Raw genomic sequence first — 14,089 nt, forward strand, 5'->3', positions numbered from 1 at the left:
CCGGTGGGCATCCTCGCTGACAGTCTCGACAAGGCCGACACCGCACACTTCACCCGCCCCATGCCGAAGTCGGCCCAGAAACAGATGCAGTACCTGGTGAAACAGGCCAAGGGCACCAAGGCCGCAGCCGACCTGCTGGGCATCACCCAGCGCACTGTCGAGCGCTACCTCACAGGACAGCTCAAGCAGCCCCGCCGCCACCTCGCGGAGCGGCTCGCCGACGAGATCCGTAAACGGTGGCAGCCCCGCGTACGCGACCGGGCGAAAAAGCAGGCCGCCACGACCGGCGGCATCTACATCGACACCCGGGCATGCTTCGGGTTCACCGCCGCCCCGGGCACCACCGACGACCCGCGGCTGCGGCCCATCACCCAGGGCCTGCCCCCGGCCTACGCCGCCCGCCTCTTCGACGCCCACGCAGCCGGAGCCACCGAGCAGCAGCTCCAGGACATCGTCGCCGAAGGACTTCAGGACCTCTACTTCAAAGACCGCGGGCGGCGCGCTCACGGCCTGCTGGTGGACTTCACCGATATCGACTACCTCGACGTCGACTACTGACCGTGGCGGTGCCTTTCGCGGAAACCGGACCACTGTGACTGAGTGCTTCAGTTGGCGAGCGAGCGTTCGAGTTGGCCAGTTGAGCCTGGAAGGCGTGCCGGCTCCTGCCTGGCCTCTCGATCCGTTCAATTCGTTGGTTGACTCCCAGGGAGATCTCTAGGGTTGAGCCCATGGCTCATGCGAAGACCTCGTACGTCTGCCTCTCTTGCCGGGCCTCCTACAAACAGCCCTACGACAGAACACGACAGCGAACCTGTCCCCGTTGTGCGCAGCCGCTGATCCACGCAGGTTCGGCGTTCGCCGCGCCCCGACGGCGCGATGTCGCGGCGTGGCGAACACTGACGGTGCTGCTGAACGCCGGCGTGGGGTTCCACAAGAGCTGCTGCGGCGGGCCTGGATACCGCCCCCGGACCTTGCGTGAGGTACGCGAACGGATGACGTACGCGCAGCGCAGTGGCGAGCCGATCGCGCACGCGCTCATCCGGCGGGACGTGGGGTGACGGACGGTCTGGGGCCACATGCTCAACTGGCCAACTGAAGCACTCAGTCACAACCACATGAGCCGAAGCGCGATAGTTGTCATATAGACAGGCTTGTTGTCACCTGCGAGGTTGGGCACCGGACTCGGGGGTGTCGGCCGACTCCATGGTGGCGGGTCGGCGTCCGCCGCAGCAGGCCACCACTACTGTCGCCGTGGAGTCCAGGAAGATCGTGAACCAGGACGACCTGTCCACCGCGTCGATGGATCCGGTACGAAGCGGCTCTTCCCCGGCTCGCCGAAGGATGTCGACGCTGTCGGCCAGGCCATCGATCGTGTGGCCACGCCTCAAGGAGCGGCGCATTCGCCCCCGGAAGACGCCCGCGTGCCGGTTCGCCGGGACCAGGCCCTCCCAGACGACGAAGTCAGCCCCGGCGATCAAGGCGTTACGTGCAGGCCCGCATGCCGGGGTCTGTTCGCGGAGCATGGCGATGAGGTCGTCGCGAGTCACATTGCGCCCCGGTGACAGGAAGACCGGCGATCGGCCATGTGTGACAACTCCAGCGCCTCTCTGGTGACAGTCCGGCTGCTTCGACCTGGTTTCTGCGCAGCCTATGCGGTGCCGTCGGGCTGCTCGCCAGTGTGAGACGCAGCCGCCGGCTGCGGCGCGTCGGGGGCGGTGTAGAAGACCGAGGCACCCTGCTTGGCGCGCTGAGCGTGGCTCTTGGCCACGAGGCCTTCGAGCGTGATGCGCACGACCTTGGTCTTGATTTCGCGCTCGGGATGGGCCTGGCCGAGTGCGACGGCGATTTCCGCAGCGGAACGCGGTTCGCTCTGCTCGACGAGGTGGCGGCGGATGAGTTCCACCAGGGTGGGCTGAGTTGTCTTCGCGCCGACTGCAGCGGTGGAGGCAGGCTTTTTGGCGGCCGGCCTCTTTGCTGTCGTGGGCCCTGAGTCTGCGGTCTTGCGGGTCTTCTGCCTGCCGCCCGGCTCGGCAGTGGCGCGCCGCCGGGAGGCGGGTGCTGCAGTGCTCTCGGGTGTGGCCGTGAGCCCGGCCGGTGTCTGCGTGACACCGAGAGCTGTCTGCATGTTGACCAGCACGGTGTGGTCCTGCTTCAGCGCGGTCAACTGTTCCTGCAGCGAGGCGATGTCCGCGCGAAGGCGTTCTTGTTCCTCGGCATTGCGCTCAAGGTCGCCGTTCACCTGGGCGATGTAGCCCGATGTCAATTCGGTGGTGGCAGCGGGGGAGCGGGGCATGGTGCTGGCCTTTCCTTGGGGATGGTGTGCGGCCTTGTGCTGCGGAGCTGGCTGGAAAAGCCGTGCTGGAACAGCGTTGCCGCGTGAGTTGATGCCGGCGGCGTGACGTGATGCCGAACTGCCGTGCATGCCTTGGCGTAGAGATAGTACGGAAGGTGGAGCCGATGGTTCCTCCCGAAGCTGTCTTCTGCTCACTGCCCGCTTTCAGACGGCGGTGCCTGGCGTCTGGAGCGCCGTGAGGGACTGCGTTGCTTCCATGGCCGGGGCCAGCTGCCACACCACCTCATCGGTCTCCCGGTTGTGGGACCAGGCCTTCAGCGTGAGGGTGGCCACCAGCCGGTCGAAGAGTTCCCCGGTCTGCTGCGGGGAGTGCCCGCACAGGCGGGCGAGGACGTCCATGTCGGTGCCGTGCTCGGTGTGGGCGGAAGAGTGTGCGGCCAGTACCAGGGCGGTCAGCCGCAGGGCGAGAGGCGCGGCGGGCGGCAGCAGTAGCGGCGCGGGCCGCAGCGCCCAGTGTGCGGCCCGGTGGCGGGCGCGGCGGCCGGCAGGCTGGCCCAGGACCGTCGCGTCGAGCAATTGCACGGTGACCGGTGTCGGCCGGAGGTCCGGGAGTACCAGCCAGCCGGCCTGGGCGAGTTCCTCCCACATCTCCCGGTGCCCGCGCAGACGCATGCCGTGCAAGAGGCCGGCCGGCAGACGGGCCTGCCCGTGGGTGTCGCAGCGCAGTGCGCACTGCAGGGCCAGCAACCGGGCGGCGGGAGAGGTGAACCGGGGCAGCGCGGTGGCCAGATAGGTGAGCATCTCCCGCACCCTCGTCCGCTCGGCCGGCCCCAAGGGGCGGGCCGAGCATGCGGGGCGAGTTGTGCGGGCCGCCGGACGCGGCGGGCGTGGACCGAGCAGCGTGTCCGGCACGACCGCGGTGCTGCTGGTTGCAGCCGCGCAGGCCGCGCAGGTGTCGGCGAGCCGCCATACCCGGCCCGTGCGGTCGCGGGTGAGGGCAAGCAGCACCGGCCCGTCGCAGCCGCGGTGACGCGGATGCCAGGAGCACCCCCGTGCCCGGCACTGACAGGTGCGCAGATGCCCGGGCAGCGCGTCGGTACGCGCGTGGCAGGCCAGGTGGGCCAGGGCGGCGGACCGTGCGGAGGCGGCCTTGAGGGGACGAGTGCGGGCGACGCAGTGAGGGCAGACGAGACTCGGGCCGCCCGCCCGTGCACGCAGTTCCACCGTCCAGATGCGCCGCACTGCGGCATGCGCGCCGGCAAGCCTCATCGGCCCGTTGCCCTCCTTGCTGTTCGTGCCGCTGTGGCGGGTGCTCCGCCTGGAAGCACCCAGGACGCACGCACGGTAGTGCAGATCCTCGCACTGCGAGCGAGCGTCACTCCTGCCCCGACGGAAAGTGCAGGAACCCGCACTGACGGGGCAGGGGTCTGCACCGTCGGATGGTGGAGTGACGATCTTGCCGCCAGATGCCGACCCCGCCGGGCTGCGCGTCGCGCTCGCGCGCCTGCGGGCCGCGCGCGGTTGGACCTTCGACGAACTCGCCGACCGCAGCGGCCTGGCCAGGCGCACCCTCATCGACCTCGAACACGGCCGCACCACCGGCAGCGTCACCACCTGGCACGCCCTCGCCCACACCTTCGACGTGCCCATGGAACACCTGCTGAGCGCCCTCTGCGACAACCACACCCCGCCCGGCACGCCCGGCTCCTGACCCCTTCGCCTCCGAGGGGTGCGCGATTCCGAATCACCCGAACCGGCGAGCAGGCGTCAAACGCCCGGCCGAACTGTGGTCCATGTGTTCGAAGATGTTGGGCCGGCCGTGGGACATGCCCGCCGACACGCGACTCATCCCCGCGTGTCGCCTGGCACGGTGGCCGCCATGTGCCCCACGCCCTCCTCGCCGGGCTGTCACTGGGACGGCAGCCCGCGCATCAGCCACCGTCCCCGTCCCCTGCGGGTGGCCCCCACCAGCCCCGGCCGACTGCTGCGCGCCGGCGGCAGAGGCCGCTGCCGCCGCTGTAGTCACCGCCTCGACCTCTACCAGAGCACCGACCAGCGGACCGTCGCCCTGCACCCCGCCGAACTGGCCGCCGCCCACGTCCCTGCGTCCTGCCGCTGGCACTTGAGCGGCGGCATCGCCCACCCGCACGGCGACGGCAGCGCCTGGTGCCGCATCCCGCACGCCGTCCTCTGCCCCGCCCGCACCCCCGCCTGCCTCCTCAGCCCACCCCTGGAAGCAGCTCGTCGCCAACTCGCCGTGCAGACCCGCCGACTGATCGACACCGGGGCCTTCCACCCCGCGCCGCCGCCCGTCGTCAGCCCCCTACCCGACGACTCCTCACGCCCCGGCCACCCGATCGTGCGGATCCTGCTGGTCCGTTACCTCGCTCCCGGACCGCTGGACGCCATCCGCTGCGTCGCCCAGACCCGCCACCGCCACCGCTGTTCCCAGCAGGTCCTGACACCTCAGCGGCCCGCCGGACGCTGGACACTGGCGGCTTCAGGACTCCGCCGCGGCCAACTCACCCTGCCCGACACACTGATGGCCCTCTACGACCTCACCCACCTGCCCTACGCCGAGCAACTCCGCTGGCGCAGCCAACGCTGCTCCGTCCACGCCACCGCCGCGAGCGCCCCCGATCTGGCTCTGGCCAGCTGGCAAGTCTTCGACCCCCTCCTGCACGCCACCCATATCCGCACCCGCCTCCCACACCCGGCGCACCAAGGACAAAGGGGCTGACGATGCCGCACCACGCCCTGGAAATCACCCTGACCCGCCCCCTTACCGCGGCCGAACTCCATCACGCCGCCCGCACGATGCCGCTCGCCGCCAACCACGACGCCACCCGGCTCATGACCGTCGTACGCGCCAAGAGCCCGGGAAAGGCTCTCACCCGACTGCGCCGCCGGATCGGCACCCGGCTGCCCATCGACGTCATCGCCACGCACTACCCCGACCGAAGCGGCAAGATTCTGCTCAACGTCGCCTTCCCGCCAGCCGTGCACACCGCCCTCAGGGCAGCGGCCGACCGCGCAGCACAGACACCCCAACTCTTCGTGGAACTGGCCGTTCACCGGGCTATGGCCCAGCACGCCAGCGACGAGGCCGACCGCCTCGACCGGGCCCTGCAGCAACTGCTCGCCCACACCACCCCCGCCCACCTCATCGCGGCTGTCGGGCACGCCCTGACCCGCACTCCCGGAGCCGCGCCGTGCTGAACCCGACCGACGAACAGGCCGCCGCGGCCGACGCCTTCCACGCCGGCCACCACCTGGCCCTGCAAGCCGGCGCAGGCACCGGCAAGACCACCACCCTGGCCCAGCTCGCCCACGCCACCCAGCGCCGCGGCCGCTACCTCGCCTACAACCGGGCCATCGCCCAGGACGCCACCGCGCGCTTCCCCAAAAGCGTCCTGTGCAAGACCGCCCACGCGCTGGCCTACGCTGCCGTCGGCCACCGCTACACCCGCCGACTCAACGCCCCCCGCCGCCCCGCCTGGCAGACCGGACAAGCCCTCGGTATCACCAAAGCCATCCGCATCGGCGAACGCGACCTGTCCCAAAAGACCCTCTCCTACCTCACCCTGCGCACCGTGGCCCGCTTCTGCCACACCGCCGACGCGACGATCACCCGCCATCACATCCCGCACCTGCGCGGCCTGGAAGAGCCCACCCTGCACACGCAACTCGCCGCCCACATCGTCCCGTTCGCCCGCAAAGCCTGGACGGACCTGCAACACCCCGACGACGACGGCGCCGTCCGCTTCGACCACGACCACTACCTGAAAATCTGGGCCCTCACCCAACCGAAGATCGACGCCGACTTCCTGCTCCTCGACGAGGCCCAGGACACCAACCCCGTCGTCGAACAGATCTTCCTCGCCCAACGCGAGCACGCCCAGTTGGTCATGGTCGGCGACTCCGCTCAGGCCATCTACCACTGGCGCGGCGCCAAAGACGTCATGACCGGCTTCGACGGCACCCAGCTCGCCCTGTCACGGTCCTTCCGCTTCGGCCCCCGCCTCGCCGAGGAAGCCAACCGCTGGCTGCACCTGGCCGACGCCCCCATCCGTCTCACCGGCGCCGACACCGTGCCCACCGAACTCGGCCCCGTCACCCGGCCCGACGCGGTGCTGTGCCGCACCAACGTCGGAGCTATGGCCCAGATCATGGAGCTGCTGTCCGGCGGACACCGGGTCGCACTGGCCGGGGGAGGAGACAGCCTGCGCGCCCTGGCTCTGGCCGCCCGCGACCTCAAAGAAGGACGGCGCACCACCCACCCCGAACTGGTCCTGTTCACCACCTGGGGCGACTTGCAGGACTATGCCGCCCACGACCCCGCCGGACGCGACCTGCAACCCCTGGTCGACCTGGTGGACACCCACGGTGCCGACGCCATCCTGGCCGCCGTTGCCCATCTCGCCCCCGAGGACCGGGCCGAGGTAACCGTCTCCACCGCGCACAAGGCCAAAGGCCGTGAATGGCCGCAGGTGAAAATCGCCGACGACTTCACCCCGCCGCCGGCCGACGGTCCGCCGGGCAGTACGGATGCGGGGACGCCCCGCCGAATCGATGACAAGGAGGCATGCCTGGCCTACGTAGCTGTCACCCGCACCCGGCACCGCCTCGACCTTGGCGGCCTGTCCTGGATCGATGAGCATCCGGAAGGCGTCTTGGCCAGCCCTCGCCCACCGCAGTGATCACACAGGGCGGCCTCTGGGTGCGCAGTGCTTTCGCCTGAGGTGCAGGGCGGAGCGGACGGGCACGACGGTTACCGAGCGGGCGGGATCGGGGGGCCGCACCGAGAGGCCCGGTCCGGCTGATCTTCCTCCTCTCATTCCGTCTCCTCCCCGGTCCTCGCGTCGGCGAGCACAGCGATGCCACTAGCCCGCCGGTGCGATCAGGGCCGCCACGAGGACCGGGGATCGTCGGCGGTCGTCGCGTGGTGAGCTCCCTTACGACCAGGCACCGCGGTACACGCCGCTGAAGCGGCAGCAGAGACGCAGGCCTTCCGGCGGGCGCCCACGAGCCCGGCGGGCAGGCGGACCGTTTGTTGCGGGCAGAGGCCGTCCTCGACCGGCCGCCGTGCAGGCGGAGTTGACCGGGCGGGCGTTGCAGCTGCTGCAGCTAGCAGGGTCAGGGATGGTCTGGCGCTGCCTGAAACTCCGCTCCGTGGTGGGGGAGCCGTTCACCGCTTCCTCTATTTCATGTGGCGTGCGGGCCGGGTGGCGGCGTTCAGCACGGACTCCAGTGGGCCGCGCCGGAACCGTCGGGTCCAGAGGGTTGCCAGCAGCATGGCGGCTGCGATGAAGCCGAGCAGGACGGGCAGCCCGGACATGGTCTCGTCCTCGATGGCGGCGACGTACCAGACATCGGTGAGCAGCCAGATGGCGACGATGTGCAGGACGTAGGCGGTCAGGGCCAGCATGCCGACGGCCCAGACGGGTGTGGCGATCCGGGTCAGGCGCGGCATCCGGTCGGCGACCGTGAGGCATACAGCGACCACCAGGAGTGCGATGCCTGTGTTGCCGAGGATGGAGAAGGTGGTCTGGCTGTGCGGTGCGGCCACCAGCAGCCAGGCGAGGGGCGTGCTGTCCTCGGGTTCGCCGACGGTGTCGGACCACCATGCCGAGGATGCCGAACCGCCGTCCGTGGCGGCCGCGATGGTGGCGAGGGCGTGCGGGGCCAGGCGCAGGGCCAGCCAGGAGCCGCCGTAGCCGAGCAGTGCGAGCGCGCCGCCGGCGGCGGCCAGCCGGGTGCGGATGCCGGGCCGGGTGAGGTCGAGCCGGGCCACAGCCATGCCCGCGATCAGGAACGGCATCCAGGTCAGGACCGGGTACTCGCCGGTGAACAGCAGCTCGACGAGTCCGTCCGTGCCGGTGAGGCGAGCCAGCGGATCGAGGGAGACGAACGCGTCCGCCCAGCCACCCTCCTCGGCCGACTTCCTGATGACGTAGAGGACTTGGGGCAGGATCAGCGCCCCTGCGACGGCGATGAGCGCGAGCGTTGAGGCCCGCAGCCGGTACAGCGGGAGAACGACCAAGAAGAGCAGAGCGTAGAAGCTGAGGATCACGTCGACCTCGGTGTCCAGGGCGGTCAGGCAGTAGCCGAGGACCAGCAGAACCAGCACGCGGATCACGATCCTGGCCGCCGCCCTACGGCCGGCACGTCCGGTACGGGGGTGCGGGCGGCCGGTGATGATGACCAGGGAGAAGCCGGCGAGCAGGGCGAAGAGGGCGGAGGAGCGGCCGCGGGCCGTTTCCAGGAGGAACCCCACCGGCCCGCCCACGCTCACATCGGGGCCGACGTGGGCGGAGTACATGCCGAGGACCGCGAGCCCGCGGGCCAGGTCGATGCCGATCAACCGGCCGGTCGACGGCGGGGTGACGTTCGAGGGAGCGGATTTTGGCGACGGCAGCACCGCTTGGTGTGCCGTTGCCGCTGATGCAGCGTCAGTCATGTGATCAAGGCTTCGCGCAAGGCACCGTGCAGCCCACCCGGCGCCTTTCCGAAGCACCCCGTCCAGTCGGCCGAAATCGCCCCCGCCGAACGGCCGGTGACCACGTGGCCGACGGCAGGGAGAAGTATCCCGTTGCAGACGCTGGCCTATTTGCGTGCTACCTATCGAATTGACTGACATGCGAGAGGCGGAGTGCACGTGATCCGGGTAGTGGTGGTTGACGACGAGGCACTCGTCCGCACGGGCTTCACACACATCCTGAACGCCGCGCAGGGCATCGAGGTCGTGGCGGCGGTGTCCGGTGGACAAGCCGTCCGGGCCGTGGGTGATTTACGGCCGGACGTCGTCCTGCTGGACATCCGGATGCCAGACGTCGACGGCCTCACCGTCCTGGGCGAGCTCCGCCGCAGGCCGGACCCGCCCGTGGTGGCCATGCTCACCACCTTCGACACCGATGAATACGTGGCCACCGCGCTGCGCTCCGGGGCGGCCGGCTTCCTGCTGAAGGACACCGACCCCGAACAACTGCCCCTCCTGGTAGCCGCCTTGGCCGACGGCGACACGGTGCTGTCCGCCGCGGTGACCCGCACGGTGGTGGACGGCTACCTGGACAGCGGGGCCGCCGAACCTGCCGCGGCGCGCCTCACCGCCCGACTGACCGGCCGCGAACGCAGCGTCCTCCTCCTCATGGCCGAAGGGCTCGCCAACTCCGACATCGGCGACCGCCTGCACCTGAGCGTCGGCACGGTGAAAGGCCATGTCAGCACGGTCTTCGGCAAGTTGGAGGTGAGCAGCCGCGTCCAGGCCGCGCTGATCGCGGAGCGCGCCGGACTGCTGAGGCCGGCCAGGAACGGGGACGGCCCGTGAGCCCTCACAACCGTCGCGGCCTGGCGGCAGACGCAGTCCTCATCGGGGCCTCCCTGGCCGACCTGTGGGCCAACGTCGACACCGAGGAACGGCTGGCCTTCACCTGCGCCCTGCTGGCGACTGCCGCTCTCGCACTGCGCCGGAGCCTGCCGCTGGCGACATTGGCCCTCACGCTGCCGGCCGCCGCGGTCACCGACGCGGTGTTCGCCACGCTGGCCGCGCTGTACACGCTCTCCTCGCTCAGCCGCCATCGCGCCCTGCTCGCCGGGTGCGCCATGGCCTTCACGGTCTGCGACTTCCTGCCCTGGCCGTGGACCGACGTAAACTCCGACGATCTCTCCGACACCTACAGCCTGATCCACTTCACCTACACCCTGGCCACCGCGGCCGCTCCGGTCTTCCTCGGTCAACTTGTCCAGGCCCGCCGCGAGTTGTCCCTGCGTCTCGCGGAGATCTCCGAAGCCCGCGAGCACGAACGGCTGCTGACCGCCCAGAGCGTCCTGGCGAGGGAACGCGCCCAGCTGGCCCGCGAGATGCATGACGTGGTCTCCCACCAGGTCAGCCTCATCGCCGTACAGGCCGGAGCCCTTCAGGTGGCCACCCAGGACGCCGGCACCAAAGAGGCCGCCGCCACCATCCGCCGGCTCAGCGTCCGGACCCTGGAGGAATTGCGGCACATGGTCAGCGTGCTGCGCGCCTCCGGCAGCCGCCCCACCGAGCTCACACCGCAACCCTCGCTCGCCGATCTGCGACAACTGGTCGACGGCAGCGGCATCGAGGCGGAACTGGAGACCGATCTGCCCCAGGACCTCCCGCCCACCGTCCAGCGTGCCGTCTACCGGACCGTCCAGGAGGCCCTGACCAACGTCCGCAAACACGCCCCCGGGGCGACCGCGACCGTCCGCGTCAGCCACCGCAAGGGCGCCGTGCACACCACCATCACCAACACCGCCTCGGCACGCCCCGCCCTGCCGCTGCCCAGCGCCCACCACGGCCTGGCCGGCCTCCATCAGCGCGCCACACTGCTCGGCGGGACCGTCACCTCCGGTCCTACGGCGGAGGGCGGCTACGAGGTTCGTCTGGAACTCCCCGTCGAGCACGGACACGGGAGCCGCCCGGCGTAGCGTGCGACCGGGCGCGGGTACCGGACTCAGGGCAGTACGTCGTAGGTGTAGATCGCGGAGATGTCCAGGACGGTCCGGGGTGTGCCGGTCGGGCCGAGCGGGGAGACGATCGGGTCGTCGATCCGCTCGCCCTTGAAGGTGGCCGCGGGGGCTGTCATGTCGGGGGCGTAGAGGCGGCCGTAGCGGTTCATCCAGCCCTCCCAGATCCGGTCCTCGTTGCAGTGGTTGAGGAAGAACACCGGGTCGTTGGGAGAGGTGGCGGGCGTCATGTCGCCGCCGACCCAGAGATGGACCTGGTTGTGCAGGTGGACCGGCTGGGTCGGCGTGCGCGGCATGAAGCCTTCGACCCGGTTGCGGAAGCCCTCCGAGGAAGCGTTGAAGGGGAGGGTGTCGTAGCGGTCCGCCGGGCTGCCGCCGGCCGGTGTGAAGTCCAGCGCGCCCTTGACGTCCGCGCTGGTCGGCAGGGTCGGCCAGCCCGCCGGGAAGGCCCGTGCGAAGTCCCGGTTCAGGCCCCGCCCCGTCTGCACGAGCATCCCGTTGAGGTCGCTCTCGACGCGGACCGTGAAACTGCTCGGATCGGCCGGGTCGAACACGAACGGGCCGTCGGCGACCGGGCTGCCCTGCCCGCCCATGTACGCGGGCGTCCAGATCGCGGCGCCGGTCGGTGAGCCGAGGTCCCCGTCGGCCGCCCAGTCCCAGTAGGGCAGCGCGAAGTCAGCTGTGGCGAGCACCCGTTGGAGATTCGCTTCCAGGACGGCGAGCATCACCCGGTGCCACGGCAGGAAGATCGGCCCGCGGTGGGCCGCGTTCCGCACGAGCGGGTTCCCGCCCGGTGGGATAGGGGTCATCATCGTCAGGCCGTGCCAGATCACGAACAGGTCGTAGGTGTGCACCGGCACGGTCGGGCCCGGGATGTTGAAGTCGGCGGTGGTGAACTGACTCTCCTCCGCCTTCAGCAGGCCGACGCCGCGCACGTAGGCGTCCCGCGAGGTCTGGTCGGTCACGATGTTCTTGCGGACCACGGCCATCTCAGGCACCTCCCCCGAAGCGGTCGGGATAGTTGGCGATCAGGGCCCGGACGGTGTCCAGTGCCGAGGCGAACTGGTAGTTGGGCAGACCGTGGCAGTACAGCGTGCCGCTGTCGTCCACCTGGAGATCGGCCTTCACCGGCTCCCCGTCCACCGTCACCTCGTAGGTGGTGGTGACCACGATCCGATGGCCCTCGTACTGCGTCGTACGGACACTCTTGGCCGGGCCGTGTGCATGGTGCATGGGCGGCATGGGCAGCCCGGCCAGATAGCTTCCGAGTCCGTCCGGCGCTGCGGCAGCACTCAGTTCCGTCGGGTCGATGACTGGATCCATTGCGGACCTCCTGGCAGCGAAATTCCTGCGGGAGCGGCTGGGGACGTCCTCCGCTCCCACCATCGCGCCGGAACCCGCCCACCGCATCTCCGTCCCCTCCGGCCAGAGCCCGCGAAACGGACGCAGGACCTGCATCACCCGGCGGAAAGCAGTCCGGTCAGAGTGACCGTAACGAGGCGCCTGGCCGCGGCTTTGGAGTCGAGGGTGCCGGCGGCGGCGAGGGCGTGCAGGCAGTAGCTCGCGAGTTCGTCCGAGGAGACGTCGTCCCGTACGTCCCCGGTCTGCGCGCCCTCGGCGAACAGCTCCCGAAGGAAGTGCTGGAGGTGCTGCTCCGCTCCCGAGATGTGCTCGCCCCGGTGCAGCAAGTGCGCCGAGCTCAGCCCCGTGGCCGTGGCGCCGCTGCTGGATGAACGCGTAGGCCTCCGGTACCCGCTCCAGCCGCTCGCCGGGACCGCCGGATGCCGGTCCCGATCCTCAACGTCTACCGGAAGTACTACGGCGCCCCTATGGCCGTCTTCCTCCTGGTCTCACCTACTTCGCAGCGATGGCGGTCGCCGGATACGCCGTCGAGTTCGCCTTCGGCTGCCTGGGACTGACCCCGACCAGGCCGACGCCAAGATCCCGGGTAAGGCATCACCTGGAACTGCACGACCTGGCTCACCATCGCCTTCATGCTGCTGGCCGCGAGTCTGCTCGTACGGTTCTGGCGCACCGGCGATGCGGCGAATGATGGGCGGCTCACCCGATCACGCTGAACACGAACACGACGACGCCCGTATGCACCACGGACACCACGACTGAACCAGCACCCCGACACCTGCCCAGGATGAGCCCGATGACCAGCCCGCAGCAGCGCCCTCCACGACCGCCGGCCGGGCGGTGGCGGGCGCTGCTCGTGCTCGGACTGCTGGCGGGGCTGCTGGGCATGCACGCTCTGGCTCCCGGCGGCCTGCAGCCGCACGCACACGAACGCGTCGAGCCGCAGCACATGACGGCAGTGGTCAGCACCCCTGATGGCTGCTTTGGAGACGGCGACTGCGGCGGAGGCCACCTCCGGCACGCCGACTCGACCTGCGCGTCAGGTGCGGTGACCGGCGGGCCGGCGCTGCCCGCCCTGGTTCCCGACCCGATGGCCCTACCGGTACGCGCCGACACCGTGTGCTCGTACGCGGCTGGGGCCCCGGACGGCGCCCGCGCCCCGCCGTCCCTGGCAGAACTCCAACTCCTGCGGATCTAGACACCGCCTTGCACCGCGCCCGCTGCTCGGCGGCGCGCTGCTCCTCGGCATGTCCAGATCCCTTATTCACAGCAGGAGTTCCAGCATGCGCAACACCCGTACCCTCACCCGCCGGGCCGCCCTCACGGCCACGGCTGTCACGGCCGCCCTCGTCCTCGCCGCCTGCGGCAACGACAGCGACAGTGCGAGCAGCGGGCACGACGGGCACTCCGCCTCGTCGTCCTCGGCCTCCTCAAGCGCCGCCGCTCACAACGAGCAGGACATGGCCTTCGCCCAGGGCATGATCCCGCACCACCAGCAGGCCCTGGAGATGGCGAAGCTCGCCGTCGGCCGTGCCTCGTCCGCCACCGTGAAGAGCCTCGCCTCGCGCATCGAGAAGGCGCAGGATCCGGAGATCCAGACCATGAACGGCTGGCTGAAGTCCTGGGGCCAGGACATGTCGTCCTCGATGCCCGGCATGGACCACTCCGCGGGCTCCGGCATGCCCGGAATGATGGACGGCACGGACATGGGCCATCTCAAGAAGATGTCCGGCACGGACTTCGACACCATGTTCCTGACGATGATGATCGACCACCACAAGGGTGCCGTCGAGATGGCCACCGCGGAGAAGAACAAGGGCGCGTACGGCCCCGCCACGTCCATGGCCGACGACATCATCACCGCGCAGACCGCCGAGATCACGGAGATGAACAACCTCCTCGGCAAGGGCTGACACGCGCCGGACGGACGAAGGGGGCCCGGTG

General features: G+C 70.2%; 17 protein-coding genes. 10 read left to right on the forward strand and 7 right to left on the reverse strand.

What is annotated here, in order from left to right; translation table 11 throughout:
* Positions 1–3 precede the first annotated feature (3 nt).
* Entirely contained in the window at positions 4–558 is a 555-nt protein-coding gene (gene tpg / locus ACFYRX_RS41785; protein ID WP_389111995.1) for a telomere-protecting terminal protein Tpg, read from the forward strand.
* A gap of 170 nt (positions 559–728) precedes the next feature.
* Positions 729–1,058: a deoxyxylulose-5-phosphate synthase gene (locus ACFYRX_RS41790; protein WP_389111996.1), complete on the forward strand. Its 330-nt coding sequence runs from the start codon at positions 729–731 to the stop codon at positions 1,056–1,058.
* A 99-nt stretch (positions 1,059–1,157) separates the two neighbouring features.
* On the opposite strand, the gene ACFYRX_RS41795 is transcribed toward ACFYRX_RS41790, so the two are convergent.
* The 3 genes from ACFYRX_RS41795 to ACFYRX_RS41805 all read right to left on the reverse strand — a co-directional run bounded on the left by ACFYRX_RS41795 (position 1,158) and on the right by ACFYRX_RS41805 (position 3,562).
* Entirely contained in the window at positions 1,158–1,547 is a 390-nt protein-coding gene (locus ACFYRX_RS41795) for a hypothetical protein (protein WP_389111997.1), read from the reverse strand.
* 101 nt (positions 1,548–1,648) lie between these two features.
* Positions 1,649–2,293, reverse strand: a complete 645-nt coding sequence (locus ACFYRX_RS41800; RefSeq protein ID WP_389111999.1) for a hypothetical protein — start codon at positions 2,291–2,293, stop codon at positions 1,649–1,651.
* A gap of 204 nt (positions 2,294–2,497) precedes the next feature.
* Entirely contained in the window at positions 2,498–3,562 is a 1,065-nt protein-coding gene (locus ACFYRX_RS41805; RefSeq protein ID WP_389112001.1) for a hypothetical protein, read from the reverse strand.
* Between the two features lie 178 nt (positions 3,563–3,740).
* Here ACFYRX_RS41805 and ACFYRX_RS41810 point away from each other — a divergent pair, with 178 nt between their 5' ends.
* The 4 genes from ACFYRX_RS41810 to ACFYRX_RS41825 all read left to right on the forward strand — a co-directional run bounded on the left by ACFYRX_RS41810 (position 3,741) and on the right by ACFYRX_RS41825 (position 6,993).
* Positions 3,741–4,004: a helix-turn-helix transcriptional regulator gene (locus tag ACFYRX_RS41810; RefSeq protein ID WP_389112003.1), complete on the forward strand. Its 264-nt coding sequence runs from the start codon at positions 3,741–3,743 to the stop codon at positions 4,002–4,004.
* Positions 4,005–4,172: 168 nt separating this feature from the next.
* On the forward strand, positions 4,173–5,033 hold the full coding sequence (locus tag ACFYRX_RS41815) for a DUF6083 domain-containing protein (RefSeq protein ID WP_389112004.1): 861 nt from the start codon (positions 4,173–4,175) through the stop codon (positions 5,031–5,033).
* Positions 5,030–5,512, forward strand: a complete 483-nt coding sequence (locus ACFYRX_RS41820; protein WP_389112160.1) for a hypothetical protein — start codon at positions 5,030–5,032, stop codon at positions 5,510–5,512. The genes ACFYRX_RS41815 and ACFYRX_RS41820 overlap by 4 nt, the downstream gene beginning before the upstream one ends.
* Positions 5,509–6,993 (forward strand): UvrD-helicase domain-containing protein, encoded by a 1,485-nt coding sequence (locus tag ACFYRX_RS41825; RefSeq protein ID WP_389112162.1) that lies wholly within the window; start codon positions 5,509–5,511, stop codon positions 6,991–6,993. Before ACFYRX_RS41820 ends, ACFYRX_RS41825 begins: the two co-directional genes overlap by 4 nt.
* A 500-nt stretch (positions 6,994–7,493) precedes the next feature.
* On the opposite strand, the gene ACFYRX_RS41830 is transcribed toward ACFYRX_RS41825, so the two are convergent.
* Positions 7,494–8,753: a DUF418 domain-containing protein gene (locus tag ACFYRX_RS41830; protein WP_389112006.1), complete on the reverse strand. Its 1,260-nt coding sequence runs from the start codon at positions 8,751–8,753 to the stop codon at positions 7,494–7,496.
* Between the two features lie 198 nt (positions 8,754–8,951).
* Here ACFYRX_RS41830 and ACFYRX_RS41835 point away from each other — a divergent pair, with 198 nt between their 5' ends.
* Together ACFYRX_RS41835 and ACFYRX_RS41840 are read left to right on the forward strand one after the other, a co-directional pair.
* Positions 8,952–9,620, forward strand: coding sequence for a response regulator (locus ACFYRX_RS41835; protein WP_389112007.1), 669 nt, complete (start codon positions 8,952–8,954; stop codon positions 9,618–9,620).
* Complete coding sequence (locus ACFYRX_RS41840) at positions 9,617–10,744, forward strand: sensor histidine kinase (protein WP_389112009.1); 1,128 nt, start codon at positions 9,617–9,619, stop codon at positions 10,742–10,744. The genes ACFYRX_RS41835 and ACFYRX_RS41840 overlap by 4 nt, the downstream gene beginning before the upstream one ends.
* A gap of 26 nt (positions 10,745–10,770) precedes the next feature.
* On the opposite strand, the gene ACFYRX_RS41845 is transcribed toward ACFYRX_RS41840, so the two are convergent.
* The 3 genes from ACFYRX_RS41845 to ACFYRX_RS41855 all read right to left on the reverse strand — a co-directional run bounded on the left by ACFYRX_RS41845 (position 10,771) and on the right by ACFYRX_RS41855 (position 12,471).
* Complete coding sequence (locus ACFYRX_RS41845; protein WP_389112011.1) at positions 10,771–11,772, reverse strand: tyrosinase family protein; 1,002 nt, start codon at positions 11,770–11,772, stop codon at positions 10,771–10,773.
* A gap of 1 nt (position 11,773) precedes the next feature.
* Positions 11,774–12,106, reverse strand: coding sequence for a hypothetical protein (locus ACFYRX_RS41850; protein WP_389112012.1), 333 nt, complete (start codon positions 12,104–12,106; stop codon positions 11,774–11,776).
* 134 nt (positions 12,107–12,240) lie between these two features.
* Entirely contained in the window at positions 12,241–12,471 is a 231-nt protein-coding gene (locus ACFYRX_RS41855) for a hypothetical protein (RefSeq protein WP_389112014.1), read from the reverse strand.
* A 470-nt stretch (positions 12,472–12,941) separates the two neighbouring features.
* Between ACFYRX_RS41855 and ACFYRX_RS41860 the strand changes: the two genes are divergently transcribed.
* Together ACFYRX_RS41860 and ACFYRX_RS41865 are read left to right on the forward strand one after the other, a co-directional pair.
* On the forward strand, positions 12,942–13,343 hold the full coding sequence (locus ACFYRX_RS41860) for a DUF6153 family protein (RefSeq protein ID WP_389112016.1): 402 nt from the start codon (positions 12,942–12,944) through the stop codon (positions 13,341–13,343).
* An 85-nt stretch (positions 13,344–13,428) separates the two neighbouring features.
* Entirely contained in the window at positions 13,429–14,058 is a 630-nt protein-coding gene (locus ACFYRX_RS41865) for a DUF305 domain-containing protein (RefSeq protein ID WP_389112018.1), read from the forward strand.
* The last annotated feature ends 31 nt before the right edge of the window (positions 14,059–14,089 follow it).

The sequence above is a fragment of the Streptomyces sp. NPDC005374 genome, assembly GCF_042872225.1.
Taxonomy (GTDB): domain Bacteria; phylum Actinomycetota; class Actinomycetes; order Streptomycetales; family Streptomycetaceae; genus Streptomyces.

Bases quoted from the DNA above. Each gene is read 5' to 3' on its own strand.
- ACFYRX_RS41830 (WP_389112006.1), bottom strand. From the start codon at position 8,753: ATGACTGACGCTGCATCAGCGGCAACGGCACACCAAGCGGTGCTGCCG.
- ACFYRX_RS41815 (WP_389112004.1), top strand. From the start codon at position 4,173: ATGTGCCCCACGCCCTCCTCGCCGGGCTGTCACTGGGACGGCAGCCCG.
- ACFYRX_RS41850 (WP_389112012.1), bottom strand. From the start codon at position 12,106: ATGGATCCAGTCATCGACCCGACGGAACTGAGTGCTGCCGCAGCGCCG.
- ACFYRX_RS41800 (WP_389111999.1), bottom strand. From the start codon at position 2,293: ATGCCCCGCTCCCCCGCTGCCACCACCGAATTGACATCGGGCTACATC.
- ACFYRX_RS41865 (WP_389112018.1), top strand. From the start codon at position 13,429: ATGCGCAACACCCGTACCCTCACCCGCCGGGCCGCCCTCACGGCCACG.
- ACFYRX_RS41845 (WP_389112011.1), bottom strand. From the start codon at position 11,772: ATGGCCGTGGTCCGCAAGAACATCGTGACCGACCAGACCTCGCGGGAC.
- ACFYRX_RS41860 (WP_389112016.1), top strand. From the start codon at position 12,942: ATGACCAGCCCGCAGCAGCGCCCTCCACGACCGCCGGCCGGGCGGTGG.
- ACFYRX_RS41790 (WP_389111996.1), top strand. From the start codon at position 729: ATGGCTCATGCGAAGACCTCGTACGTCTGCCTCTCTTGCCGGGCCTCC.
- ACFYRX_RS41805 (WP_389112001.1), bottom strand. From the start codon at position 3,562: ATGAGGCTTGCCGGCGCGCATGCCGCAGTGCGGCGCATCTGGACGGTG.